The organism is Acinetobacter sp. Root1280 (assembly GCF_001425285.1).
GTDB lineage: Bacteria > Pseudomonadota > Gammaproteobacteria > Pseudomonadales > Moraxellaceae > Acinetobacter > Acinetobacter guillouiae.
Map to the genome: position 1 here is coordinate 342,478 of NZ_LMED01000023.1, position 25,181 is coordinate 367,658.

Here is a 25,181-nt window from a genome sequence, read left to right on the forward strand (position 1 = left end):
ATTTTCATCATTCAAATTCCCACATTGCTTTAAAGAAAAATGAAGACCTCACACATAACGACAAATCTTTGATTACTTTAAATAAAAAATAAATACACAGAAACATCGAATGAATATTGGGAGAATTCATGAAAACTTTTTTTAAAATAAAAAGTGTTAATAAAGGAATGGCACTTTTATTAGACGATTTCTGTAAAAAAAAAGGCTTAGATGTTTCAAGCGATGCTGAATATCCACTCAATGATCAGCTACCGTTTGGCGAATGGCTCAAAAGAATAAAACAAATCAACAAACAATATCCCCAAGTGGGTATTGGATTAGACATCGGTGCTTTGGTTCAGCCCAAACATATCGGCATTGTGGCTTATATGGCTCAGTCGAGTGATACATTATTTGATTATATTGAAATACTGTCTCAATACGAAAAGCTTTGGTTTAATTATATTCCCAAAAAAGTGCTTATTGAGGAAAACCACTTTTCAATCTCATGGGATAAACCTGCATATTTACAAGTGGGTTTATATCTAGAAGAAACCACCATCGTTGAAGAAATACAAGTGTCTAGTCTTTTTCACCACTTACAACAACTGACCGATTCAGATGCAAGTGTTTTTCATTGTCTAGAACTTGCCATACCCAAACCCAATGACACAAAAAAATACCAACAACTGTTCAATTGCCCGATTAAATTTAATACAAAGCAAACTCGGATTGTCATACCGAATTCTCTATTGGAAACCAAATTAAAATATTATGACCCTATTCTTTTAGAAATATTGTTGAATCATGCCAACATATTACTCAGTAAAATGCCTCAGGAGGATTCTTTCTTAGAATTGGTTAATCTGAGTATGCTACAAGCACTTGAAAATAATAATGTGCAAATTCACTCTATTGCCAAATCATTAAATATTTCTGCGAGAGCACTGCAAAAATATTTAAAAAATAGAGACCTTTCATTTAAAGAAATACTCAGTAATATTCGTCAAAATCTAGCCAAGAAATATCTCCAAAATCAAAACTTATCCATCACAAAAGTTGCCTTTTTACTTGCCTATAAGGACCAAACCTCATTTAATCGTGCTTTTAAAGCTTGGAATGGCGTTTCTCCTTCTACGTGGAGAAAGCAAAATATCAATAAAAAATTAGATGTAAATGAAAAGCATACTGTAAATGAAAGCTTTGAAACGGAGCTCAGTACACCTGATGTTCAACTCAGCTAAAATAAGCCAAATCTCGCTCAAATAACCTAGAACATCCAACTTAAGTTATTGTTTTCTTTTTATAGACTGGCATGATGAAAGCAAAAGTCCATACATAAAAAACAAACTTTGTAGTGTTGGTTTTCCCCTTAACCTACAAAGTTTGCTGCTTGTTCTGCGCTGTTTAATGATGATTTAATCCAAATGGACGGCCATACACTTCGCGGTTTTATTCTTGCGTGTCACCATCAGACCACAAATCACCACAATGGAGGTTACCCCTAAAGACAAAGTCGTTTCATAACTATATTGAGGCGATAAAAACATATAGCCCAATACACTCATAATCACCACGATGACAAACCACGTCAGCCAAGGAAATAACCACATTTTAAAGGTCACTTGAGCGCCTATTTTTTCCAGTTTAGCTCTTGAGCGTAGTTGTGACACAGCAATGACTAAATAAACCACCAAGGCAATTGAACCCGTTGTTGAAAGTAAAAATCCAAAAACTTGCCCTGGGAACATATAATTCACGGCGCAACAAATCAGTCCAACAAAGGTTGAAGCAAACACTGCGATCGTTGGTACACCTGCATCATTAATTTTAGTCACAACTTTCGGTGCTTCTTGACGTGCACCCAATGCAAACAGCATCCGTGAAGAGGTATATACAGCCGCATTCATACAACTTGCCACCGCGATAAACACCACCATGTCCATAATCAATTTGGTTTGCGGCACATTGAGGCTGACCAAGACATACTGAAATGTCCCTAATTTTTGTAAATCAGGCGAACGCCAATCGACTAAAGCCACTGCTAGAAAAATCGAAACAACAAAGAATAAAATGATGCGATACAGCACTAAATTGGTGGCACGTTTAATTTTCTCTTGTGGATTTTTAGACTCTGCCGCTGCAATCGACAGAATTTCAACACCAAAAAATGAAAACGCCGAAATTAAAATAGCCGAAAGAACACCACCCATACCATGCGGCATAAAACCGCCATTTGAAAATAAATGCCCCACACCACTGACATCGCGCGCCAAAGGCCAAAGCCCAAATACAGCTGATGCACCAATCACAATAAACAGCAGTATCGCAACCACTTTAATTAAAGCAAACCAAAACTCAAACTCACCAAAACTTTTAGTACTAAAGAAATTGGCTAAACTGAGTAAAATAATAAAAGCAAAAGCATAAATAGCACTGGAAACTTGAGGAAACCACGCATGTAAAATTTCAGCACCAGCAATTGCTTCGATGGGGATTACCAATACCCAAAACCACCAATATAACCAACCCACAGTAAAGCCTGCCCAAGGGCCAATTGCTTTACGTGCATAGGTAGAAAATGAACCTGTATCTGGTTGTGCAACGGCCATTTCACCGAGCATACGCATCACCAGAAAAACGATAATACTGGTAATAATATAAGCCAGTACAGCAGCAGGACCTGCTTTAGCAATTGCAGCTGAAGAGCCGACAAATAAACCTGCACCAATAACGCCACCGATACTAATCATCGTGATATGTCGGTTGGAAAGTCCTTCACCTAATTTTGTTGTTTTAACACCATTCATATTTTATTCCTTAAAAATACTTTTAAAATCGTGATTTACATTATTAAATCCTTATTCAAAAGAGAGAAAATCGATGACCTTCCCTCTATACAGCAAAAATTAATTTAAAGTGGGCATTGAAAACTGCTTTGCTTCACGAACGTGTGTAGCTGGCCAACGCTGGGTAATGGTTTTACGGCGTGTATAGAAACGTACTCCATCTGGCCCATAAGCATACAAGTCACCAAATAACGAACGCTTCCAGCCACCAAAACTATGATATGCAACAGGTACAGGCAATGGCACATTTACCCCGACCATTCCCACTTGGATATGATGGGTAAAATAGCGTGCAGCTTCCCCATCACGGGTATAAATACAGGTACCATTTCCATACTCATGATCATTGATTAACTGCATCGCTTGTTGCATGGTTTCTACACGAATCACCTGTAAAACAGGACCAAAAATTTCTTGCTGATAACTGGTCATGTCTGATGAAACCTGATCAATTAGCGTCGGGCCAACAAAAAATCCAGTTTCATAGCCGATAGGTTTGGCATCACGACCATCGACAACGATTTTAGCACCTTGCTGTTCAGCACTTTGGATAAAAGCTTGAACTTTATCTTTATGTGCTTGAGAAATGAGCGGTCCAAAGTCATTTTGTTGATTTGCATAATGACCAAACTTGAGTTGTTGCATTTCTTGGCTAAGTTTTTCAATCACCAGATCAGCAATTTCATCGCCAATTGCCACTGCAACAGACAAAGCCATACAGCGTTCACCAGATGAGCCAAAAGCTGCACCTAATAATGAGTTCACTACATTATCGATATCTGCATCAGGCATAATAATGGCATGATTTTTTGCGCCACCTAAGGCTTGACAGCGTTTGCCTGCCGAGGTTGCTGTGCGATAAATATATTCAGCAATCGGGGTTGAACCAACAAAGCTAATCGCTTGAATATTTGGATGATGTAATAAGGCATCCACTGCTTGTTTATCACCATTGATGACGTTAAACACACCATCGGGTAAACCTGCCTGTTGAAGTAATTCTGCCAAATATAATGCTGCTGATGGGGTTTTTTCAGAGGGTTTTAAAATAAAGCAGTTCCCGCAAACAATCGCCATTGGAAACATCCACAATGGAACCATCGCTGGAAAATTAAAAGGTGTAATCCCGGCAACCACGCCTAAAGGTTGAAATTCGCTCCATGAATCAATATCTGGGCCAACATTTTTTGAGTATTCACCTTTTAAAAACTCAGGTGCACCACATGCATACTCAACATTTTCAATTCCGCGTTGTAACTCGCCCTGTGCATCATGACAAATTTTTCCATGTTCTTGTCCAATCAACTCACAAAGTTTTTCAGCATTCTCTTCTAGCAGTTGTTTAAACTTAAACATCACTCGTGCACGTTTAATCACAGGGGTATCACGCCATGCTGGAAAAGCCTGTTGTGCAATTTGAACCACCTGATTGACCAATGCAGTATCGGCAAGCGCAACTTCTTTGCTGATCTTGCCTGTTGCTGGATGGTATACAGCTTGTGTTCTTGAGGTCTTGGTTACAAGTCCCCCTTGAATAAAATGCCCAAGCAGCGTGATCGGTTGTACTGCTTCAGCTGTCTCAGTATTAGACAACTCGCCACCACTAAAATTTTCTAAATTGTTCATTACCTTTCCTTGTCTATTTGTTCCGTGTTTATTTGCTTAGAGACTCATCCTATTTATTTCACTTGATAAAGTGCCTCGCCTACAGCATTCATTAAACGGGTTAATTGTACTTCTGTGGTGTTAAACATTGGACCAAACTGAAGGGTATCGCCACCAAAACGCACATAGAAACCTGCTTTCCACAGTTTCATTCCAATTTCAAAACCTCGAATCGTGGCATCACCATCACGCGGTGCCAATTGCAAGGCACCAATCAATCCGCAGTTACGAATGTCGACAATATGGGGTGAACCTTTTAATTCATGGACAAGCTTTTCAAAACTTGGTGCTAAGTCAGCAGATTGAGAAATTAAATTTTCTTGTTCAAGTACATTCAGCGTTGCTAGAGCAGCGGCACAGGCAACAGGATGGGCCGAATAGGTATAGCCATGGGTGAATTCAATGGCATGTTCAGGTAGATCTTGCTGCATAAATGCATTGTAAATTTCACGGCTTGCCACCACCCCACCTAACGGAATTGCGCCATTGCTAATCTGTTTAGCAAAGGTCAAAAGGTCTGGTGTAACCCCAAAATATTCTGCCGCAGTCCATTTACCGATACGCCCAAAGCCAGTAATCACCTCATCAAAAATCAGTAAAATATCGTGTTGGTCACAAATTTCTCTCAAGCGTTGTAAATAACCAACTGGTGGCACGATACAGCCTGCTGAACCTGAAATAGGCTCTACAATCACTGCTGCAATATTAGAAGCATCATGTAATTCAATCAGCTTGAGCATTTCATCTGCCAGCTCAACCCCACCCGTCTCTGCACAGCCTTTGCTAAAACTTAAATGCGCTTGCAAAGTATGAGGCAAATGATCCACATCCATCAATTGACCAAACATTTTACGATTTCCGCCAATACCGCCTAGACTGGTCCCTGCGACGTTTACACCATGATAGCCACGCGCTCGTCCAATCAATTTGGTTTTGCTTGGTTTACCTTGAATGCGCCAATATGCGCGTGCCATCTTGATCGCAGTGTCCGCAGATTCAGAACCTGAATCGGTAAAAAAGACATGTTGCAGTTTTTCCGGCATCAGCTGAACAATTTTTTCAGCCAATTGAAAAGATAAAGGATGTCCAAATTGGAATGCAGGTGAATAGTCCAGTTTTGCCAATTGCTTACTCACAGCCTGTTGGATTTCAGGTCGTGTATGCCCTGCACCACACGTCCATAGCCCTGACAATGAGTCATAAATCTCACGTCCAATACTGTCAATTAAATACGATCCTTTTGCACCCACGATCATGCGTGGATCTTTATGGAAATTACGATTTGCAGAAAATGGCATCCAATGGGCTTGATAATTTAAATTCATCTGCTCATTTGACTGACTGGCTTCCAATGCGTCATCGCGGTCATTTGATGTATCGATATCAAACATAAGTACTCTTCTTGTTTTGTGGTTATCTCTTGAGTGTACAAAGCACAATAGTTTTGATAAATTCAAAATATCTTGAGTTTAGATATAAAAAAGCAAAACTAAATGAAACCTAAAAAATTAAACCAAGTCACTGATTTTGATATAAAATTACTTAAAATATTTAAAACAGTCTGTGATTGTCACAGCTTCACTGCTGCCGAAAGTATCCTAGGGATTAGCCGTTCTGCGATTAGTTTGCATATGAGTGATCTGGAAAATCGCTTAGGGATTCGCCTCTGTCAACGTGGTCGAGCAGGCTTTTCCATCACCGATGAAGGTCGGGAAGTTTTAGAATATATTGAAGTACTGACCGCTTCGATTGAGGACTTTCGTGCCAAAATCAATCAAATGCATAATCAGCTCAAAGGTGAATTTAATATTGGGATTATTAATAACTTAGTCACGATGCCCAGTGCTTATATTACCAATACATTGGCACAGCTTGCGGAAGAAAATACTGAGGTGGTTATTAATATTAGTATGAGCACACTGTCAGATATTGAGTGTCGTGTTTTGGACAATCGATTACACGCTGGCGCGATTCCTTTGGTGAGCCCATTATCAGGTCTAGATTATTTTCATTTATATAACGAAGAATCTTCACTCTATTGTGGGCAAAACCACCCACTCTTTCAGCATTTAGGTGAAATAAGTTTAGATGACTTAAAACAATGCAATACGGTTCTTCCGAATTATGCCATTACCCCCGATGCAATGAAGTTGCATCAACGATTGAACTGTTCAGCGACTGCAAGTGACAGAGAAGGTATCGCATTTCTGATTCTTTCAGGAAAATTTATGGGGTTTTTACCCGATCATTATGCGAAAAAATGGGTCCAAGATGGTTTGATGCAACCGATTTTACAAGAGATTATGCATTATAGTACGCCGATATGTCTAATTACACATAAAGGGAAAAATTACAATATTATCTTAAAAACCTTTATGGATATATTAAAAAAAACCGTTCAACCGATAAAATAATATACAAAAATTTAAAACAGTTTAAAATTTGATTATTTTTAATACGAATTAAAATATAATCCGACTAAAATAATCAGATTATATTTTAACTTATCACGCAGAATATTATTTAATTTATGCTATATCAACAATATATTGCATAACTTAATTGACTTAATAATAATCTACCACCAATATTTTATGCTGATCACTTTCCAAATCTTGAATTTTTAAATGGGCCATACTATTGGCTTTTTTATCAACTAAGTTATTGAAATTAAAGCTATCTATTGTGGTGGTTTTTCTCAACGCATCAATCGTATTATCAATCGTTTTGCAATTAGAATTATTAGAATTCTTTTCACATGTAAATTCTACAATCTGCCCTTGAAAATGAATCTCCTCTGCATAAGTGGCTAAACTTAAACTCGATATTGTTGTAAATGTTATTAATAAAAAGGATAGTTTTTTATTTAACTCCATCTCATTCCCCTCTAAAGAAATGGTGTAGTTAATTAATTACATAACCTTATTATTAATACAAGATTTTCCAAGCAATAAATAAAAAAATAATTTTAAAAAATATGATTTACGTCAATTAATCATATTCAATTGTGACGGTTGCCATAGCTCGTACTTTTCCGGGCATCATTTTGGTTGCAGTCTGATAGTAACGCGCAGTCATTGGCACATTGTATTGAATATTATCATTTGACTTTAACGTGCCTAATTCTAGCTTGTCATTTTTAGCAATCACTTTATTCGAATTTTTATATTGTGAAAGCAATTGTACACCAACACCTGATGCACTGCTTCCCGCAGCAGCATTGTTGGAAATGACATTTGTGGTATTGGTTACAGCATCATAATCAAAGCTTAGGCTGATTTTATTGCTTTCTTCATAACCCGTTGGGTTTTTTCCACCATTACATAAGATGTTGAGATCAAAGGCTTGCTCACCTTGCGTTGAACCCACACCTTTAAAATCAACCTTATTTACAGTTGGCAGTGTCACCGTTTTATTAATATTGCCTTGGATTTCACATGATGAAGAAGCAATGGTAATCGCATTCCCATATACCGTACTGGTTAAAAAAGGCTGATTCGGATAACCAATCACGTTATAGCGGCTATATTGTCCAGGGACCAATGCACCTGATCCTGTTGATGGTGCAGTTTTAACAATTTCTACAACGAAATATCCAGGCGATAAACGATAGGTGGTATTTCTAGATAAACTTCTTGTATAAGGGTAATAACCTGAAAAGTTAGAATTATCTGCCGCTTCGCGGTATAGACGAATACCAATCCCTTCAATATTGGTACTATAAATTGAGTTGCCTGATGGACTTAAAGGGTATCTTTGCTGCAATACTGCTTCAATTGTGCCTGCAGAATAATCACAATAATAAGTAGATCCATTCGATGAAATTGGAAATGTCGCTTTACGTAAAATAGTGCCAACGGCATCACTCGGTCTCACCACAACACGACCAACAGACATACTCACATCTTGCGGGGTAAATCCACGCTGAGGTGCACACGTTGCATATGCGCCTGAACTCACAGTCCCTGCAATAAGCAAGAGAATACGATTTAAAACTTTACCGTTCATTGACATACACCTTCCGCCATAATCATATTTTGCTTTTTGTCTGCTGCTTGCGCAGAAACATCATATTGAATTCGGCATTGCTCGTTGGCATTTTCGCCCCATTTCACTGTAACCGTGTCTGCTGCGGTATTGGTTCTTATGTAAACCATACTCCCTTGAGCAACCATTCCAATATTTTCACCTTTTGTATCAAATACTTCTGCTGCAAAAGGTAAAGTTTCACCATTTTGTTTTTTGCTGCGAATATAAATTGCTTTACCAATTTTCGTTGCAAAACTCACTTGTGAAATTGAACCTGCATATGGCGCGATACGCTGACTTGTACCATCTAGCTCAACATCTGTCGACATTCCTTGAGGGTCAAGGGTAATGTCATTTAAACGATATGGTGTTACATATGGAATCACCGCATAACCAGATTTATTAATACTTAAACCTGTCGCATTATTCACTTTAGCACCAGCAGCTTCAGGTGCATACACCAAGACCATTGTTTGCCCCTGATCTGGTCCAAACAAGACACCTTCAGGATGAGCAACAATATTACCACGTGCAGTTAACATTGCTTGTTGATAACCGTCAGCCGCACTGAATGATCCGCCAACAGTCGCGTAGTTGGTGCGATACTGAGCATTTAAATTGGCGCTTGGATTATCACCATAGCGTGTCGATACAGATGTACCATAGTTAAAACGATCGCCAACAACGCCGCTCACACCGACAGTCGCATTATCTTGTGTCATAATCGAGTTAAGGTTCGCTGAGCTTTTCTTAAATGAAAGTGGTAAGGACATGGTCAGCATATATTCAGTATCGCTATTGCTGATACTTGTGGCATTGTTTTCAACAATACGTTTAATTGCCGACAAACCATAAGTCAAACCACGATAGCTGTTGCTATAACCGACTTGATACTGACGGGTTGTTTCCTGACGATTCCAGTAATCTACCCACGAACCTGTTGCATAAATATTTCCAAAATCACGTGGTAAACCCTGATTCAGGGTGATCTGAAATTCACTGCGCTGTTTACCTACATGGGCTGAACTAATGCCTTTATTGTCGAGGTCTTGTACCAATATCGCATCACGTAACTTGTAAAAGTTTTCTGTAGAATAGCGATATGCAGCTAAAGTCAAATTGGTATCGGTTGGGGTAATTAATTTACTATAGCTAATACGGAAACTTTGACCACTTTCACTTTTACGACGTTCAAAATCCGCTTGTGAATGTGTCACATCAAGTGCAATTGCACCAATCGGTGTTGCAAAAGCACTGCCCAATGTTACAGCTGAATAGTCTTCTGAGAACTGTACACCACCATAAGCCGTGATCGAGTTATTGATACCACGTTGATATTTTCCTTGCACAATAAAAGGATCTAGATCGATATCTTTATCGCGGAATTGACCCATCGACACAGAATAACGACTCATTCCTGGACGGAGCATTTGCACAACAGAGGCATAAGGAATTGAATAGCGTTGAATCTCACCATTGGCTTCTAAAATAGAAACTTCCAGTTCACCACCAAACCCTGTCGGATAAAGATCATTGATTTCAAAACTACCTGGTGCAACCGTTGTTTGATAAATCAATTGACCTTGTTGACGTACTTCAACCTTGGCATTGGTTTTTGCATTACCGCGAATACGAGGTGCATAACCAATCATACTGTTAGGTAACATGCGGTCATCACTGGAAAAATCAAAACCACGATAACCAAATGAATCAAAGATTTCACCATCGGTAAAGCTTTCACCCAGAGTCAATACGCCACGGTATTGCGGGAATGCGCGTTGTACATAGGTGTTAATCGCATCATAACTCGATTTAGATTGATTATCTGTAGTAGTGCGGTCTTGCCATTGCCATTGACCATTATGGCGCAGTTGCCAACCAGCTAAATTTGCACCAGCTGTTACCGAAGTAAACGCATTAGTGGTTTCTTCCCCACCTTGGATTTTATTAAATGTTTTATATGCACTGGCATTATAAGAAAGAAATGCAGCATTGATCCCACGATCCCAAACACTTGGGTCGACATAGCCTTGTGCATTTTTTTGCATCGCAACTTGCGGAATCGAAATATCGACACGTAAGCGTGAAGTATCAAATTCATAAAAAGAATCTTCAACCCACTGTTCGATTTTCTGACAACCTGTCAAAGCAAAGCTTTCGCCTTTTTTTAACACCTCTGCTTTAACGCCGTATTCTAATAATTGATTTGAGCTAAAGCAGGTAAAAGCATTTTGATTATTTTCAGTCGCTTTAAACACCATACGATGTTTACCAAACCAGTTGCCATTGACATAAATATCTACATTATAGTCACCTGGTAACACAGGATTGCCATATTTAAAGCGATTTACATCTATCTTTTTGGCATCGCCAATTAAAAAAGCCGAATCAAATTCTGCTTCTGCAGCAGTTGGAGACTTTTCAGCCTCTTTTAAGTCAGTTTCAGATGCATTAACTAAAGCAGGAATGCTGAGCGTAATAACCCCACAAGCCACATAGTAACTGATATGTCGCTTGATCCACTTGTAGCTTTGTTCATTTTTTTGCATAAAGAAGTCTGCCTATCAACAAATGAATAGGTTTTTTTACTCGCTTACTCTCAGATAAATGAAATGATTAAATCATCATTACGAAGGTGCTTTAAATTTCTTGTATTGAAGAAATTTAAAGACTTGATCAATCTATTAAAATTTAATATTTCGCTCTACACGACCACCATAATCATTGATTGTGGTAAAGGTCATCTTAGCGACATTGGAATTTTTTAAACTCACCGTTCCATCAGAAAATGGTTTCAACATTAAACCTTGTGAAATCAAATCAACGCGTTTGCCTGATTGATCTTGCATAATAGAAGTCAAGGTAATATGAAATGGTGTTGGGTTTTTTACGGTTAACTGAGTACCGTTATTGCTCCACTGTAATTTTTCAGGTGCCAATGCGACATCTTCTTTAAGTCCAGCTGGGCGATAAAAAAACTTAATACGCGATCGAATCGCAAGTTGTAAAAAGTTATCTGGTACAACATTCTGATCTTTCGCAGAAGGTTTTGGTGGGATATCGAGAATATTTAACCAAAAGAGTGTTTCTTGAGTTTTACTTAATTCATTTGCATTCGGCAAACTGGTAATACGTAAAGACTGCCCTTTTTTAGCTTCCACACGCGATATAGGCGGTGTAATCATAAAAGGCGCTTTCGATTGATCTGGAGTAGATTTTGCATCTCCCTCATCAATCCATGCTTGAACCAATGCAGGATTATTTCCGTTATTACTTACCTGTAAAGTAATTTCACGTGCATCAGATGGATAGATAACACGAGTACCATGAATGATGATTTCAGCATTCGCTGCACCAAACGGAATTAAAAATGCGAGTAAACCTTTTTTAAGAAAGGAATGATTCAAGAACATAACGATTATCTCTATATCTAAAATAAAGTAAAAGAGCTAGGTTGCTAGACAACCTAGCTCCGTACCATTCAATAAAAAATTATTGATAGATAATAGTATATTGAACAGACGTTGTTACTTTACCAGCAGCAGATGCATCAGTTGCATAATATTCAGCATAGTAATTAAGATCAGCTGCACCTTTGTCTGCAACGTCTACCCATTGAGAGTTAGTTTGCGTGCCAGAAGCACCAGCAGCAAGTACAGGAATGAATTGGTTATTTGAACCTAACAATTGAACTTGAACGTTTTTCGCGCCAGTTGCATCTGTGTTGTTTAAACGACCAGTACCAAAATCAACTGTTGAACCTGGTTCAAAATAAGTTGCAACTTTGCCTTCAGAGCAGTTAGCCAAGTTGATTGTGAATGGCGTACGGCCCGCGATATCACCAGTTTTAGCAAGAGTTTGCTTAGATACTGTAGGAAGCGTTACTGTGAAATCTTTACCTTGTGGAGTCACGATATCACAAGTTTTGTCAGTTACTAGACCATTGATTGTGATTGTGCCGTCTGCTGCAAAAGCACTAGACATTGCTAAAATTGAAACTGATGCTGCTAAAAAAGTATTTTTCATACCAAGTATCCTATACAGACAAAAAAATGATTCGTTTTGATCGATGGGTATTATGCACACTGAGATAAAAATGTAAACAAAGTCACACTTTGTGTATAAAACAGATACAAGTGTATATAAATTTGTATTTTTTGAGAAAAATATTTTTATTATAAATTTCAATATATTAAATATTTATTACATTCATATTTCAGTTTTATTTAAAATATTTTTTTTTGTAAATTTTTTACATAAAAACAAAATTCACGTTATTTCAGCGTAAATTTTAAATTAGTCACATGAGTATAAATCATCGTTTTATGTCATTTGATTAAGGAAATTTGCTTTGAAATTCGCTGTGTGTGCTTCGAAATTCAGGCAAAAAAACGATATCACAACTCACCCTCGCCCCCTTACAACGCCCAAAGACAAAGGATTAGCAATGCTTTAACGACTATTTTACTGATTAATATTTCGCTTAAATTTAGAATTCCCACTGACCAATGTTTGACAAATCGCCCAGTTAAGATGCCCAATGATGATGTTTATATATGATCTTAAGGAATGAATATTTTTATTTTTCTATACAACATTCAGCTTTTTTAATGTTAAAAATCATATAAATATTTTTTCCAATTAAAATGTGAAATAGTTAACATATTAATATGTGTTGTGTTGGCTTCTTTTAAGCTGCCTATATGGCAGTGAACCTAGACAATATCTTGCTGGAAATATCGGCAATTTTCTAAGCTGCCTGCTCGGCAGTGAACAGAATCATTGAGCTGGGTGTCGGTGAACAAATTTTCTAAGCTGCCTTGTGTTCGGTAAATTTCTGTAATAACAAGGCTCTAAAGTCTTGCTCCTTAAAACCTTCTTTGGCACAAATAAATGCCCATGGTAGTACTACAGCATCTTTAATTAAATCGGCTATATCAAAGACCAAAGCACCGCGCCGAGTTTTACCATGCATGACTGCAAATGAATGACTAATGCCTAAGACCCAAAGTGTGGTTGCAGCCAAACCATAGGCCAAATAATTACCATGATTGAGGAAGTCATTGGCTAAATCACCATATTCAGCATTTCGTTCAAATTTGAGTTTGCAACGCGTCGCAGCAATTTTATAAAGTTGCTTGGTGGTCTGTGCTTCGGCAAGAAGTAAATCCCCGACTTTGCTCATATTTGGAATTTTCTTTTCAAAACCAGTTAAAGCCAACTGAACATCCTTATCATCTAAATAAAACCCTTCTGCCTGTAAGTCCCGATCTTTTGCCCAAACTTTACGAATATATTCAACCCGCGCAACCTGAAACTGTTTGGCCACATCTAAACGTTTCTTTTCATCAAACCAAAAGCTCATCCAGCCTTGCATATATTCAGTTGGACGATATTCACTTTGTGGCGTTAGCCACTCCACTTCACTGCCTGAAAATAAAGGCGTACCGCCACCACCACAAAAACCAACCAAAACACCTGCGCTACAGAGCATCCGCATGGCAGCTTGTGTAATCGATGTTCCAGTCCCCAACAAAATCACAGTCGTATTGGCAATTGGAATATTCCAATACTGATTTTCACTTTTGGCTTCGGTTAGATATAAAACACGACCATCCTTTTGCATCACCCGTGCATGTTCTAAATAATAAAGATTCGCTCTTTTTGAATGAAGAATGGCTTTTAAGTCTGATGGATTAAGTTGTTCCATATTATTAGTAATCATAAAGTTTTTATAGAAACAATTTAATAGAAAATCTCAATATTTCCAAACTATTTTTTATTTTAAGCGACACCTTATGTCGCCAATAAATAATTTACTTATTTATCTATAATTTTATTCTAAATATTTAGAATACTATTACAGACTATTTTCAGCACTTTACATGTAGATTTATATTAACATTTTTAAAATGAATTTTACCCTTATTTAACATAAATTCAATTATATAAAGTTATTTCATCATATTTTAAGTATAGTCGTTTTTAATTTTTCCGTTTAAAACATTATTTAGATTAATGTATTTTAGTTCAAAGTAAAATTGATTTAAACTTATAAAAACTTCCACAACACATCTTACCATATACAAACCTAAAATAGCAGGCTGACTGCACAACCTGCATTAAAACCAAATAAACAAAGCATCATAAAAAACAAAACAATCCTATATATTACTTTCAAAACGTAAAAACATTCACTATCAAATATTTTAAATATTATTATTCAACCTCCACCACAGACTCACATAAAACTTAAAAACATGATTAACCAAAAAAACAAAATTATTTAACCTTTATTTTCAATAAAAAATTTAAGTGTATTAAATAATTAACTTCTTAAATCTATAACATATGGACTAGAACCATATAAAAATATTATTTTCTTTTCCTCATGCTCGATTTTATGAATTTCATAATCAATCAATCCATTTACAGAGCTGATTTCAATTTGATTGGCTTCATCAATAACCCTCTTCTTATTATTCAGAGAATATTTGAGTTGAACAACGAACATCTTATCCAGATTGTTCATTTGTTTTGCTACAACCAATCTACTTATTTTAGCCTTGTCATTCATTTTAATGTTGATATTCATTTAATCCTCACGAATAACGTTATCTGATGATTTTGAAAGTAGTCTTTGAATGACTGTTCTTGTAACTGAATACTGCTTAGCTAAAGAATAGACACTTTGGCCATTTTTAAATTTTTCTAAAACCTCTTCTTTCTGGATTTTATTTAAAATTTCTGGTCGACCTACTTTGTTTATATTTCTATTACCAATCTTTCTATTCGATTGAAGTTTTCCATCGAAATCAGAACATATTTTTAGAAAATGAAAAAAAATCTTTTTTATATCTCCTTTAATTTCGTTCTTTGAAAAATCCAAACATACTAAACGGATTCCTTTTTTAAAAATAAAATTAACACTCGAATATATTTCCTTGAAATCACTTCCCAAAGAATCTATTCCATCTATTAATAAAAGATCACCATTTTCCAATGTGTAGTTAATCAAGTTTATGAGTTTATGCCTAAACTCTAAGGGTATACCTATTTTCACCTGCTCAAATACAAGCCTATTTTTCGGTATTTCATAACCATACCCAAGAATATAGTCAGCATAGTTAAATTCATCCATTGATAATTCATCAATTCTGAAGTATGCATAAGTCCGCACAATAAGCCCTCTTCCATTCACAATAACATTTATATTAAATATTTTTTATAAAAACAAATATGTATAAAACATATAAATATTTTAGAACATGGAAATAAATTATCTATACTTATAATAAATAATTATTTAAATCCATGCTTTAATTAAAAATTAAAGCACAATTTAAGACCACAAAAAAATGGTAAAAACACAAAAAAAAACAAATATTATGTCAATGTATCTATTCACAAAACCATCTCTAGATTATTTTAATATTGATATTTTTCACATAAAAAATGTATGATAAAAAATAAAATACATTTGTATATGTATAATAAATAATTTTAAGAAAGGGTTTAAATAAAGTGAACAGCTACTATGTTTTTTCAAAAAAACATAATTAAAGAGAGTTTTTATTTAATATCAATAAAAAAATAAACTGTAAATTTACCATTTAATAAAGCCATGATAAAACTGATTATCATGACTTTATATCCTCAAAACTCAACATTTACTGTTACAGTATCCGAATAATTACCAGCCGGTAAATTGGCTGGATTCGTATCCAGAATTTTTGTGGTGAAGGCAAAACCTTGTTGATTTGTATTATGCTGACCCGGGTTCGTTGTTGCCTCGATACTTGACCACCGTTCATTGCCACTACTGCCCCAACGTTGAAGAAATTTAAAGCAAGGGCGAGATTCGACCCTTACTTTAATAATTCAAATTCACCACAAGTAACGCCAACGCTGCTGGAATCGCTTGTATATAAATAATTTTCTTACTCGCAGTCAGACCGCCATAAATCCCAGCAACCAATACACAGCCCAAAAAGAAATTTGCCAGTGGCAAGGCATAGATTGCAGGTGCACATAAAGACCAAAATAAGCCTGCCGCTAAAAAGCCATTATATAAGCCTTGATTTTGTGCCATGACTTTAGTGAGCTGTGCTTTTTCAGGCGTATTGCCAAATGCTTTTAAACCGTATGGTTTATCCCATAAGAACATCTCTAAAACTAAAATATACACATGTAGTAGTGCAATTAAGGCAATTAAAATTTGTCCAATCATCGTTTTTTTCCTTATTTTTAAAAACACTGATAGATCAGTCTTACAACTGATCTATGTCAGATACATTTATGGTTTTAATAACACCTTGCCTTGGCGTGCACCTTCTGTTGCTCTAGCTGCTGCTTGTTGGATTTGATCAAAACTAAATACGCCTTCAACAGGCAATACTAATTTTTTCTGAGCAGCTAAAGTCAACAATTCTACAATTAACTCTTTTTTGCGTTCTGCAGACAATTGCTTATTGACCACACTTGCCCAGAAACCTTTGACTGTCGCTTGTTTAAAAATAAGATCACCTGATGAAATTTGCATCAGTTCACCCGTCATACTGCCAAATGATACCAAGACACTATTTTCACTGAGTAAAGCCAACATTTCACTACTGGCTTTCCCGCCAATCGAATCTACCCCAACAATTAAAGGTTGATCTGCATGTATCGCTTTTACTTGATCTTTCCAATCCGCTTGATCAGTCGCCACTACATTTTGAATACCTAAACCATTCATTTCTGCAACCGCATCACTACGGCGAACCAAATGAATGACTTTTTGACCGCGAGCGTGCGCAATCATCGCAACGGTTTTACCAACAGCGCCATTGGCTGTATTTTGGATAAGCCACTGATCTTGTTTTAAATCAATAAAATCTAACAGCATCAGTGCACTAATCGGCATACCAATCAATTGTGCAGCAGTTTCATCGTCTATTGCGTCAATTAAAGGCACAACACCATGTGCAGGCGCAATAAAGTATTCAGCCCAACTGCCGTGAACTGCGGCAACTGCAATACGTTGCCCAACAGACACTGCATCGACACCTTCACCAACAGCATCAATCACACCAACTGCTTCACTACCTCCAATTGCAGGAAGTGTCGGCTTATAGCCATAACTGCCTCTCACCGTCCAAATGTCATGATTATGCATTGGAGATAAAATCATTTTAATACGAACTTCGCCCGCTTTAGGTTCTGGCTTTGGCATGTCTGCTGATGCTAATACGTCGACAGGTTCGCCAAAAACATGATGAATAATACTTTTCATTTGTTGTTCCTATATAGGTTTTAGTAATTGCTGTGTAGTTTCTAAAGCCAAATAAAGTGGTTGTTTGTTCTGTGCAAGTTTCGCCAATAAAGCTGCACCTAACCAGAGTTGATACATCGTTTGTGCCATTTTCTCAGGCTCAATATGTTGTGGAATTGAGCCATCCTTCTGTCCGTCAATAAGTAAATTTGCAATGCGTTCTGTCAGCTTGGTCACACCAAAATTTAAAATCTGACGCATATCTTCGGATAAGTCAGAGACCTCTGCTGCAAGTTTTACAATCAGACAATTCTCAGCCCAGCCACCATCGTTATGGCATGGATCATCAATCCATGCTTGCCAAAGCGCAACTAAACGCGCATAAGCACTCCGCTCTTCTTGCAGAATCAATTGATCTATTTTCACTTTATAATCAGCAAGATATTGCTGTAAAAGTGCACAACCAAATGCTTCTTTAGAAGCAAAGTAATAGTAGAACGAACCTTTAGGTACACCGCAGGTCGTTAATATTTCCTGTAAGCCAACTCCAACAAAACCTTTATGTAATACCAACTTAAAACTGGTATTTAAGATATGTTGTCGAGTCGCTTCACTTTTATCTGATCGTTTCATGTACACACTATAAATCAATAATAGACCAGTCGTCTATAATTTTATTAAAAATTACTCAAGAAATTTAGTTGAGGGTTTTGAGTGCATTTTAGGGAGTAAATTGGATTGTTATTTTAGCGAATGGCTGAAAATATCAGCCATCCTTCGATTGATTTAAAACTTTGCACGTAAGGTGAGCGTTGCATTTCGAGGATTACCGAAACGAATGTCGCCATAAGTATCAATTTGTGAATAATATTCTTTGTCAAAAATATTATTGATATTTAATGCAATATTCACTTTATCACTTAATGGGTAGCTCGCCACCAAGTTAGCAATCGTATATCCAGGCTGACGATAAGGATGTTCGCTATAACGACCCACTTTCCAAGTACTTTGATAATTTGCACCGCCGCCTAGGATTAAATTATTTGCAAACTTATAAGTCGCAAATAAACGTGCAATATGTTCAGGCGTATCCTCATTAAAAACCAAACCTTGATTTGTAGGGTCGTTTGCATATTCCGTAGTATTGTATGTATAGCCGAAACTTAAATTAAGATTGGGGATAATTTCACCACGAATCTCAGTTTCAATCCCTTTACTGATCACCTCACCTGATGCAACATTACAATAAGCCTCACCACCATTAAACGGGCATTGCCCTTTGGTGCTTTCATCTCGTATTGATCGATTAATTTGATTGGTTTTAAACCCTGCAACTGATGCAATTAAACGATCATCCCAAAGCCCTGCTTTTAGCCCAATTTCATAAACATTACCCTGTACTGGATCAAGTAATGTCTCATTACGATCTTTGACATTTTGCACAACAAAAGTATCGGTATAACTCGCATATGCAGTCAATGCATCATTGATATCGTAAGTAAGTCCAAAATATGGTGTTAAAATATTTGATTTCTTATATTCATTGACACTTTCATAATTGCTTTGACGCACACCAGCAATAACTTTGAGCGGATCAATAATATTTAAACGAGTGGTGAGGTAGTATCCTGTCTGACGTACCTGATCAACGCTGGTATTTTGATAACGTGGTGCGATGTAAGGTAACTGATAAGGACTGTAATTTTTAATATTGACGTATAAATAGTCACGTGTCGGTGTTTCCCCTCCACCAACCAAACTATAATCTTCTAGCACTTGGTCCCAACTTGTCCATGCCCCTGTAATATTACTTTTACTGTGATTTGCACCAAATACCAATTCATGCTCACGACCGAATAAATGATATGTCCCTTTTGCAAAAAAATCATAAATATCTAATTTTTGCTCATAGTTATATCCGTACTTATAAACAGTTGCTAAAGCATCATCAGCACTTGTGGTTTTTGGAGCCACGCTCAATGAAGTAAATGCCATATCCATAGCATAGTTTGCCTTCATATAGCTGGCTTTTACTTCCCATCCATTATTAAATTTATGGCTTATATCTAAGAAAGCTTGTCTATTGGTTTTATCCCAAAAATCTCTGTAATCACAACCACAGTTGGAATTATCGATACCTATTTTTTGACCATTGAAATAGTTAGGAATTGTATTTACGGGAACTGCATGTTCACCTTGACGTGAATATCCAATATTCAATAGCGTATTTTCAGTTAAATCACTGCTCACGATTCCATACAAAACATTAGAATCACGAGTAACAGATTTCATAAATGAATCACCATCTTGACCTGCGACAACTAAACGCCCACGCACGCTTCCAGATTGATTCAATGGACCAGAGACATCCATTTCTCCACGTACAGTGTTCCATGAACCATAACTGACAGCACCACTCGCCTGAAAAACTTCTGTTGGTTTTTTACGAATAAGATTAATTGCACCAGAAGGTTCTCCTGATCCTTGCATCAATCCTGCTGCCCCACGTAATACTTCAATACTTTCAATGGTTGCCATATCTGGTTTAGATGAGGTGACATTACTTGCATTTAAAGCAACACCATCATATTGCAATATATTTGAGTTCCAGCCATCTCCAACATTAAAGCCTCGAATAGAAAAGTTGGTCCTCTCCGTATTATCCCCTGTTAGCAAAATCCCAGTTGTATTTAATAGTGCATCACCCAAATTTGTCGCACCCATATCTTCGATTTGTTTGCGTGTAATCACTGAAACAGATTGTGGGGTTTCTTTTACACTCAAATCGAGCTTAGTCGATGTACTGGCATTCTTTTTAGTGTAGTTATTTTCTGTATTATTTTCTGCGGTGACAACGATCATGGGTAAAGCATTTGTTTGCTCTGTTGTTGCTTCCGTCGCAGCATAAGCTGTCCCAATCCAACAACTATAAAGTGCAAGATAAATTGCACTTTTAGCAAAGATTCGATTTTGAGAAATCCATTTATTCACGAAATAAAACTCTTAATCTAAATAAAAATCATTATCGTTATATTTCACACAAAAACAACATATATCTCTACATTCCTCCATTATTTTCTACTTCAAATTCGTTTTGTTAGACAAAGATATAAAATGAACAGCCTTTCAATCTGAAAGGCTAAGAAGAAGATTTCTAGATGATATTACTGAATAAACTTTGACATGGCGTGATGTGTATCCCTCACCTCAGCGTAAATCACGTCATCGCATTTATTTGATAATTACCTCAAAAAACATGAATATAAATAATTATTAATACTTTTCAAGCAAACCAATCACCCCAGTTGCGATCATATCAATCGCAATTGTGCCGATTAACAAGGCAGATAAACGTCCAACAATATCAAAATAGCGATCAATATATTTCGCATGGCTATAACGTAAGTGGTCATGCCCATACTTCATGATCATTAAAATGCCACAGCTAATAAATAAGGTAAAAGCAATCAACACAGCGGATTCGAGTAAAGACATGCTCGCTCCTGTTACGACAGCCGCACTGATTGTGCCAGGACCAATCATAAATGGCATCGCCATGGTACTGGCCAAATGTGCAGGTGTTCCTCTCATTTCTCCGATCGTATCCGCGCCTTGAAATACAAAACGATAGCCAATCACTAAGAAAATTAATCCACCAAAAATCTGAAATGATTCAAAACGAACATTTAAATAAGTACTAAAAATTGCTTCGCCACCCCATGCAAAAAGCATAAAAACCACATAAGCAATCAAGGCACCTTGGGCTAAACCTTTATTGAATACATGGGTTTCAGTATGGCGAATCATCCCGATCATATAGATACTCATTAAAAACGGATTGAGTAATGAGAAAAACAAAACAAATGGATGGATATAATTTGAAAACATAATGGCTTTCCATAAAACAAAATCAGGAAACAAAATCAAAAAAAGAGCTTACTTTGCTAAAATTGTACTTCTCCACAAGGGGATACTTTGTCTAACTAATCATTAAAATTGTAAATTTTATTAAGATTCAGCAACTTATTTTTACAAAAAATATAATCAGGACTTACACAAACGGGGTTCAGCAACGAGTCAAGGACTTGCATATATGAAACTAATAGAGATATTAAATAATTTTCAATGTCCATTTATAAATGGAATTTTTCTGCACAATGGAGAAATATTTGTTCTCAATTATAGAAACAAGGATAACGCAACTGTAGATATCGTAAGGAAATTAAATTTCTTTGATGACGAAGTGAAGAAAGCGGATCTCATTGATTTTGATTATATGGGGCAGATTCGTTATGCAGACTACCAGATAAGATATGGTGAGGCTAGCTTTGGTGGGGATGGTGTGGTCGGTCTGTTTTTAAGAAATGAGTTACTGTGGTTTTTGTTTTTGGAGAATAGTAACCCTTTTTGTAAGGCGATTATTAAAGACCATATTGTTTTTGTTCAAAGTACGAATGGAGTGATATTCTCAATCCCAATCGATAATCCTCAGCTGTTGCAAGTTATCAAAAATCCGGATTTTTTATAATTCGACTTTATAAGCAGAAGTTTTATATGAAATAATTTTTTGATGTTTTTGCTGAATTGTTAGGATCAATGCCTATCCATTGCTTTAGTCACCATCCTAATACCCTGTTTCTAATCTCAGTATTTTTTTATCATTCAGTTTGGCGTTGCGCCCTGCTAAAACGAATTTAGCTAAACAGACACAACTGTTATTCTCAAGCCTTTTGATTGATTTATATACGTTAAACTTATTACATAATTGCATCAGATCTCATACATTTTGTTCATGATTACCCAACACATAAAATTCACAAAAAAACTAAAATTATAATCAATTGATATTTATTAAAATTCTATGACATTGAAATCTTAAATGTAACCTAGCGTTATATTTTTTAATCATTTCTGCTCATGATGAATTTTTTTTGATTGTGTTTTAAAGAGATTTTTTAACACTTTCATTCATTAGGATTAAGCCATTTATGTATAAAAGAAAAATCAAACCACTTGAAATCGATGATGTCGAAATTATTGATTATGATAAGACTAAAAAAGCCATTAAAGCCGCAGCTTTAGGGAATGCCATCGAATGGTTTGATTTTGGTGTGTATGGCTATGTCGCTTATGTATTGGGTAAAGTCTTTTTCCCAAATTCATCACCCAGTATACAAATGATTGCGGCCCTTGCCACCTTTTCTATACCCTTTATATTTCGACCTTTGGGTGGATTATTTTTCGGACATTTAGGCGATAAATATGGTCGTCAAAAAATTCTGGCAATCACCATTATTATCATGTCGGTCAGTACCTTTGGTATTGGTTTGATTCCATCTTATGAAAGTATCGGGATTTGGGCTCCTATTTTGCTGCTCATTGTAAAAATTGCTCAAGGCTTTTCAGTCGGAGGTGAATATGCTGGAGCAGCAATATTTGTAGCGGAATATTCTCCAGATCGAAAGCGTGGTTTCATGGGAAGCTGGCTGGATTTTGGTTCTATTTTAGGTTTTGTTGTTGGAGCGGGCGTCGTTTCAATGATCAGCTTTTCCATGGGCGAAGCTGCCTTTGTCGATTGGGGCTGGCGTATCCCTTTTTATTTAGCGCTACCGCTGGGACTGATTGGCTTATATTTACGTCACTCTTTAGATGAAACACCGACTTTTCAGGCGCATGCAGAAGAACAGTCACAATCTAAAAAACCGCAAAAAGTGGGTTTCAAACAAATTTTCCGTGAGCATAAGCGCAGTCTACTGGTCTGTGTTGGTCTGGTGCTGTGTACCAATGTCACCTATTACATGCTACTCACCTATTTACCAAGTTATTTCTCACATAACTTAGGCTATTCAGAAAATCATGGTGTTCTGATTATTATTGCAGTAATGGTTGGAATGCTCTTTGTACAGCCGTTTGTAGGCATGCTTAGCGACAAGATTGGTCGTCGCCCATTTGTCTTTGCAGGCAGCATTGCCCTAATTGTCTTGTCATACCCTGCCTTTATATTGCTTGCCACCAATAATGTTTACTTAATTTTCTTGGGTCTGTTGATGTTGGCACTTTCACTCAATATGCTGATTGGAATAATGGCTTCAACCCTACCCGCATTGTTTCCAACTGAAATTCGTTATAGTGCACTTGCAATCGCGTTTAATATTTCTGTGGTGATTGCAGGTTTAACCCCAACCATCACAGCGACATTGGTTGAAACCACTCAAAATATTATGGTGCCTGCCTATTATTTGGTAATTTGTGGTTGCTTTGGGGTGATTACTGCGATTTATCTTAAAGAAACAGCCAACTTACCGCTCAAAGGTGCAAAACCAATGGCCGTTGATACTGAAGAAGCTGAAGAACTTCTCGAACAATATCATGGAAATATTGAGCAAAAAATCGAAAAAATTGATCAAAAAATTGAAGAGTTGCAAGAAAAACGTGATCATCTCGCCAAGCAACATCCTGATATTGATTAATGGTCTTAAATGGGCTTATTCAATATGATGTTATTGGATAAGCCTCTAGCTTAGATTTATTATTCTTTGTAGCAAGTAAAACATAAGGATGCTGGAGTGGATGATATAGACGCCACGAGAATATTAAAGTGCCCAATGAAATTGATTGAGCGTTTTATGACATAAGTGTCGTACTATTACAGGATAAGACAATATGGCAGAATTAAAGAAATCATCTTTTTTTCTTACGCTTTTTTATTTTGCTGTTTCTTTTTGAAGAAATAATTTTTCCAGTCCCCAATCCACGGAAAAAGTAATTGCCAAGATAAATGAATAAAAGAAAGAAATAAAAAATAGGAGAGATACTGAACAAGCTCATGATCAATTCCCAGAACAATACGCCTATTCGATAGTTGTAACTCCATTCTATGAGTGCACCTTTACGACTACCACTTTGGAATGAAATTTCATCATGAACAAAATGCCAAATACTGCCAAGAAAACATAAAATAAAAATGCTCGAAACTAATGTTTTTTTGATTATTGGTTTTTCTAACCAAGGATATTTATATGAAGAAGAGAATTCGAATTGTACGAATAAACTGTAAATCTTTTTTTGAAAGTTTTCCTGAATGCCATACTTTTTTAAGAATAACCAGCAGACATAACAACTTAAGAAAAACATAATCACTGTAATGTATATACTAGAAAGAATAGTAAAAAATGGTAGTGGTCCTTTTGTACCCACTGTAATCAACAAATTCTGTGTGATGTACTTATAAATGGAATATTGCCAATCATTTCTTGGATATGCGGGAAATAACAATAAAGGCGGGATAAATAGAAGAATTGAAAGTTGCAAAAGTAATTTATTTTGTCTTTTTTGCTTTACTTGATATTCTTGCATTTCTGGTGATAGATAAGGCTTTTTAGACATTTTTAACTTTAAAATTTAAA

21 protein-coding genes are annotated in these 25,181 nt (G+C 36.4%); 4 read left to right on the forward strand and 17 right to left on the reverse strand.

The genetic code is table 11. The features are described from left to right. Window positions 1–128: 128 nt before the first annotated feature. Complete coding sequence (locus ASC84_RS15585; RefSeq protein WP_056516401.1) at window positions 129–1,223, forward strand: AraC family transcriptional regulator; 1,095 nt, start codon at window positions 129–131, stop codon at window positions 1,221–1,223. Window positions 1,224–1,397: 174 nt separating this feature from the next. On the opposite strand, the gene ASC84_RS15590 is transcribed toward ASC84_RS15585, so the two are convergent. The 3 genes from ASC84_RS15590 to ASC84_RS15600 form a co-directional block, all read right to left on the reverse strand. Next, on the reverse strand, window positions 1,398–2,789 hold the full coding sequence (locus ASC84_RS15590) for an amino acid permease (protein WP_056516404.1): 1,392 nt from the start codon (window positions 2,787–2,789) through the stop codon (window positions 1,398–1,400). A gap of 99 nt (window positions 2,790–2,888) precedes the next feature. Continuing rightward, window positions 2,889–4,454, reverse strand: coding sequence for a CoA-acylating methylmalonate-semialdehyde dehydrogenase (locus ASC84_RS15595; RefSeq protein WP_056516407.1), 1,566 nt, complete (start codon window positions 4,452–4,454; stop codon window positions 2,889–2,891). Between the two features lie 53 nt (window positions 4,455–4,507). Beyond that, window positions 4,508–5,884, reverse strand: coding sequence for an aspartate aminotransferase family protein (locus ASC84_RS15600; protein WP_056516409.1), 1,377 nt, complete (start codon window positions 5,882–5,884; stop codon window positions 4,508–4,510). Between the two features lie 102 nt (window positions 5,885–5,986). Between ASC84_RS15600 and ASC84_RS15605 the strand changes: the two genes are divergently transcribed. Then, entirely contained in the window at window positions 5,987–6,907 is a 921-nt protein-coding gene (locus ASC84_RS15605) for a LysR family transcriptional regulator (RefSeq protein ID WP_056516412.1), read from the forward strand. 153 nt (window positions 6,908–7,060) lie between these two features. Here the strand turns inward: ASC84_RS15605 and ASC84_RS15610 are convergent, their stop codons facing one another. The 13 genes from ASC84_RS15610 to ASC84_RS15670 all read right to left on the reverse strand — a co-directional run bounded on the left by ASC84_RS15610 (window position 7,061) and on the right by ASC84_RS15670 (window position 21,663). Further along, on the reverse strand, window positions 7,061–7,369 hold the full coding sequence (locus ASC84_RS15610) for a hypothetical protein (RefSeq protein WP_056516415.1): 309 nt from the start codon (window positions 7,367–7,369) through the stop codon (window positions 7,061–7,063). Between the two features lie 115 nt (window positions 7,370–7,484). Further along, window positions 7,485–8,501 (reverse strand): fimbrial protein, encoded by a 1,017-nt coding sequence (locus ASC84_RS15615; protein WP_056516491.1) that lies wholly within the window; start codon window positions 8,499–8,501, stop codon window positions 7,485–7,487. Then, window positions 8,498–11,071, reverse strand: a complete 2,574-nt coding sequence (locus ASC84_RS15620; RefSeq protein ID WP_056516418.1) for a fimbria/pilus outer membrane usher protein — start codon at window positions 11,069–11,071, stop codon at window positions 8,498–8,500. Before ASC84_RS15620 ends, ASC84_RS15615 begins: the two co-directional genes overlap by 4 nt. A gap of 135 nt (window positions 11,072–11,206) precedes the next feature. Beyond that, window positions 11,207–11,935: a molecular chaperone gene (locus ASC84_RS15625; protein WP_004722241.1), complete on the reverse strand. Its 729-nt coding sequence runs from the start codon at window positions 11,933–11,935 to the stop codon at window positions 11,207–11,209. A 79-nt stretch (window positions 11,936–12,014) separates the two neighbouring features. After that, the gene (locus ASC84_RS15630; RefSeq protein WP_056516421.1) at window positions 12,015–12,548 is read right to left on the reverse strand and encodes a fimbrial protein; all 534 of its coding nucleotides are present in this window, start codon (window positions 12,546–12,548) and stop codon (window positions 12,015–12,017) included. A gap of 784 nt (window positions 12,549–13,332) precedes the next feature. Beyond that, window positions 13,333–14,232 (reverse strand): type I-F CRISPR-associated endonuclease Cas1f, encoded by a 900-nt coding sequence (gene cas1f / locus ASC84_RS15635; protein WP_056516422.1) that lies wholly within the window; start codon window positions 14,230–14,232, stop codon window positions 13,333–13,335. Window positions 14,233–14,850: 618 nt separating this feature from the next. Then, entirely contained in the window at window positions 14,851–15,117 is a 267-nt protein-coding gene (locus ASC84_RS15640) for a hypothetical protein (RefSeq protein WP_056516425.1), read from the reverse strand. Further along, complete coding sequence (locus tag ASC84_RS15645) at window positions 15,118–15,663, reverse strand: recombinase family protein (RefSeq protein ID WP_081409370.1); 546 nt, start codon at window positions 15,661–15,663, stop codon at window positions 15,118–15,120. A gap of 732 nt (window positions 15,664–16,395) precedes the next feature. Continuing rightward, complete coding sequence (locus ASC84_RS15650; RefSeq protein ID WP_056516432.1) at window positions 16,396–16,752, reverse strand: DUF1304 domain-containing protein; 357 nt, start codon at window positions 16,750–16,752, stop codon at window positions 16,396–16,398. Between the two features lie 66 nt (window positions 16,753–16,818). After that, window positions 16,819–17,796, reverse strand: a complete 978-nt coding sequence (locus ASC84_RS15655) for a zinc-binding dehydrogenase (protein WP_056516434.1) — start codon at window positions 17,794–17,796, stop codon at window positions 16,819–16,821. Window positions 17,797–17,805: 9 nt separating this feature from the next. Continuing rightward, complete coding sequence (locus tag ASC84_RS15660) at window positions 17,806–18,408, reverse strand: TetR/AcrR family transcriptional regulator (RefSeq protein WP_056516437.1); 603 nt, start codon at window positions 18,406–18,408, stop codon at window positions 17,806–17,808. A 153-nt stretch (window positions 18,409–18,561) separates the two neighbouring features. Continuing rightward, complete coding sequence (locus ASC84_RS15665) at window positions 18,562–20,766, reverse strand: TonB-dependent siderophore receptor (RefSeq protein WP_056516440.1); 2,205 nt, start codon at window positions 20,764–20,766, stop codon at window positions 18,562–18,564. Between the two features lie 282 nt (window positions 20,767–21,048). Next, window positions 21,049–21,663: a MarC family protein gene (locus ASC84_RS15670; RefSeq protein ID WP_034615920.1), complete on the reverse strand. Its 615-nt coding sequence runs from the start codon at window positions 21,661–21,663 to the stop codon at window positions 21,049–21,051. A gap of 205 nt (window positions 21,664–21,868) precedes the next feature. Here ASC84_RS15670 and ASC84_RS15675 point away from each other — a divergent pair, with 205 nt between their 5' ends. Further along, the gene (locus ASC84_RS15675; RefSeq protein ID WP_056516442.1) at window positions 21,869–22,303 is read left to right on the forward strand and encodes a hypothetical protein; all 435 of its coding nucleotides are present in this window, start codon (window positions 21,869–21,871) and stop codon (window positions 22,301–22,303) included. Between the two features lie 460 nt (window positions 22,304–22,763). Next, on the forward strand, window positions 22,764–24,245 hold the full coding sequence (gene proP / locus ASC84_RS15680) for a glycine betaine/L-proline transporter ProP (RefSeq protein ID WP_056516445.1): 1,482 nt from the start codon (window positions 22,764–22,766) through the stop codon (window positions 24,243–24,245). Between the two features lie 211 nt (window positions 24,246–24,456). Here proP and ASC84_RS15685 read toward each other — a convergent pair whose 3' ends face one another. Further along, window positions 24,457–25,161: a hypothetical protein gene (locus ASC84_RS15685; protein WP_056516448.1), complete on the reverse strand. Its 705-nt coding sequence runs from the start codon at window positions 25,159–25,161 to the stop codon at window positions 24,457–24,459. Window positions 25,162–25,181: the final 20 nt, after the last annotated feature.

Excerpts from the sequence above, each read along its gene's own strand:
- ASC84_RS15585 (WP_056516401.1), top strand. The coding sequence starts at position 129 with ATGAAAACTTTTTTTAAAATAAAAAGTGTTAATAAAGGAATGGCACTT.
- ASC84_RS15590 (WP_056516404.1), bottom strand. The coding sequence starts at position 2,789 with ATGAATGGTGTTAAAACAACAAAATTAGGTGAAGGACTTTCCAACCGA.
- ASC84_RS15595 (WP_056516407.1), bottom strand. The coding sequence starts at position 4,454 with ATGAACAATTTAGAAAATTTTAGTGGTGGCGAGTTGTCTAATACTGAG.
- ASC84_RS15600 (WP_056516409.1), bottom strand. The coding sequence starts at position 5,884 with ATGTTTGATATCGATACATCAAATGACCGCGATGACGCATTGGAAGCC.
- ASC84_RS15605 (WP_056516412.1), top strand. The coding sequence starts at position 5,987 with ATGAAACCTAAAAAATTAAACCAAGTCACTGATTTTGATATAAAATTA.
- ASC84_RS15610 (WP_056516415.1), bottom strand. The coding sequence starts at position 7,369 with ATGGAGTTAAATAAAAAACTATCCTTTTTATTAATAACATTTACAACA.
- ASC84_RS15615 (WP_056516491.1), bottom strand. The coding sequence starts at position 8,501 with ATGAACGGTAAAGTTTTAAATCGTATTCTCTTGCTTATTGCAGGGACT.
- ASC84_RS15620 (WP_056516418.1), bottom strand. The coding sequence starts at position 11,071 with ATGCAAAAAAATGAACAAAGCTACAAGTGGATCAAGCGACATATCAGT.
- ASC84_RS15625 (WP_004722241.1), bottom strand. The coding sequence starts at position 11,935 with ATGTTCTTGAATCATTCCTTTCTTAAAAAAGGTTTACTCGCATTTTTA.
- ASC84_RS15630 (WP_056516421.1), bottom strand. The coding sequence starts at position 12,548 with ATGAAAAATACTTTTTTAGCAGCATCAGTTTCAATTTTAGCAATGTCT.
- cas1f (WP_056516422.1), bottom strand. The coding sequence starts at position 14,232 with ATGGAACAACTTAATCCATCAGACTTAAAAGCCATTCTTCATTCAAAA.
- ASC84_RS15640 (WP_056516425.1), bottom strand. The coding sequence starts at position 15,117 with ATGAATATCAACATTAAAATGAATGACAAGGCTAAAATAAGTAGATTG.
- ASC84_RS15645 (WP_081409370.1), bottom strand. The coding sequence starts at position 15,663 with ATGGATGAATTTAACTATGCTGACTATATTCTTGGGTATGGTTATGAA.
- ASC84_RS15650 (WP_056516432.1), bottom strand. The coding sequence starts at position 16,752 with ATGATTGGACAAATTTTAATTGCCTTAATTGCACTACTACATGTGTAT.
- ASC84_RS15655 (WP_056516434.1), bottom strand. The coding sequence starts at position 17,796 with ATGAAAAGTATTATTCATCATGTTTTTGGCGAACCTGTCGACGTATTA.
- ASC84_RS15660 (WP_056516437.1), bottom strand. The coding sequence starts at position 18,408 with ATGAAACGATCAGATAAAAGTGAAGCGACTCGACAACATATCTTAAAT.
- ASC84_RS15670 (WP_034615920.1), bottom strand. The coding sequence starts at position 21,663 with ATGTTTTCAAATTATATCCATCCATTTGTTTTGTTTTTCTCATTACTC.
- ASC84_RS15675 (WP_056516442.1), top strand. The coding sequence starts at position 21,869 with ATGAAACTAATAGAGATATTAAATAATTTTCAATGTCCATTTATAAAT.
- proP (WP_056516445.1), top strand. The coding sequence starts at position 22,764 with ATGTATAAAAGAAAAATCAAACCACTTGAAATCGATGATGTCGAAATT.
- ASC84_RS15685 (WP_056516448.1), bottom strand. The coding sequence starts at position 25,161 with ATGTCTAAAAAGCCTTATCTATCACCAGAAATGCAAGAATATCAAGTA.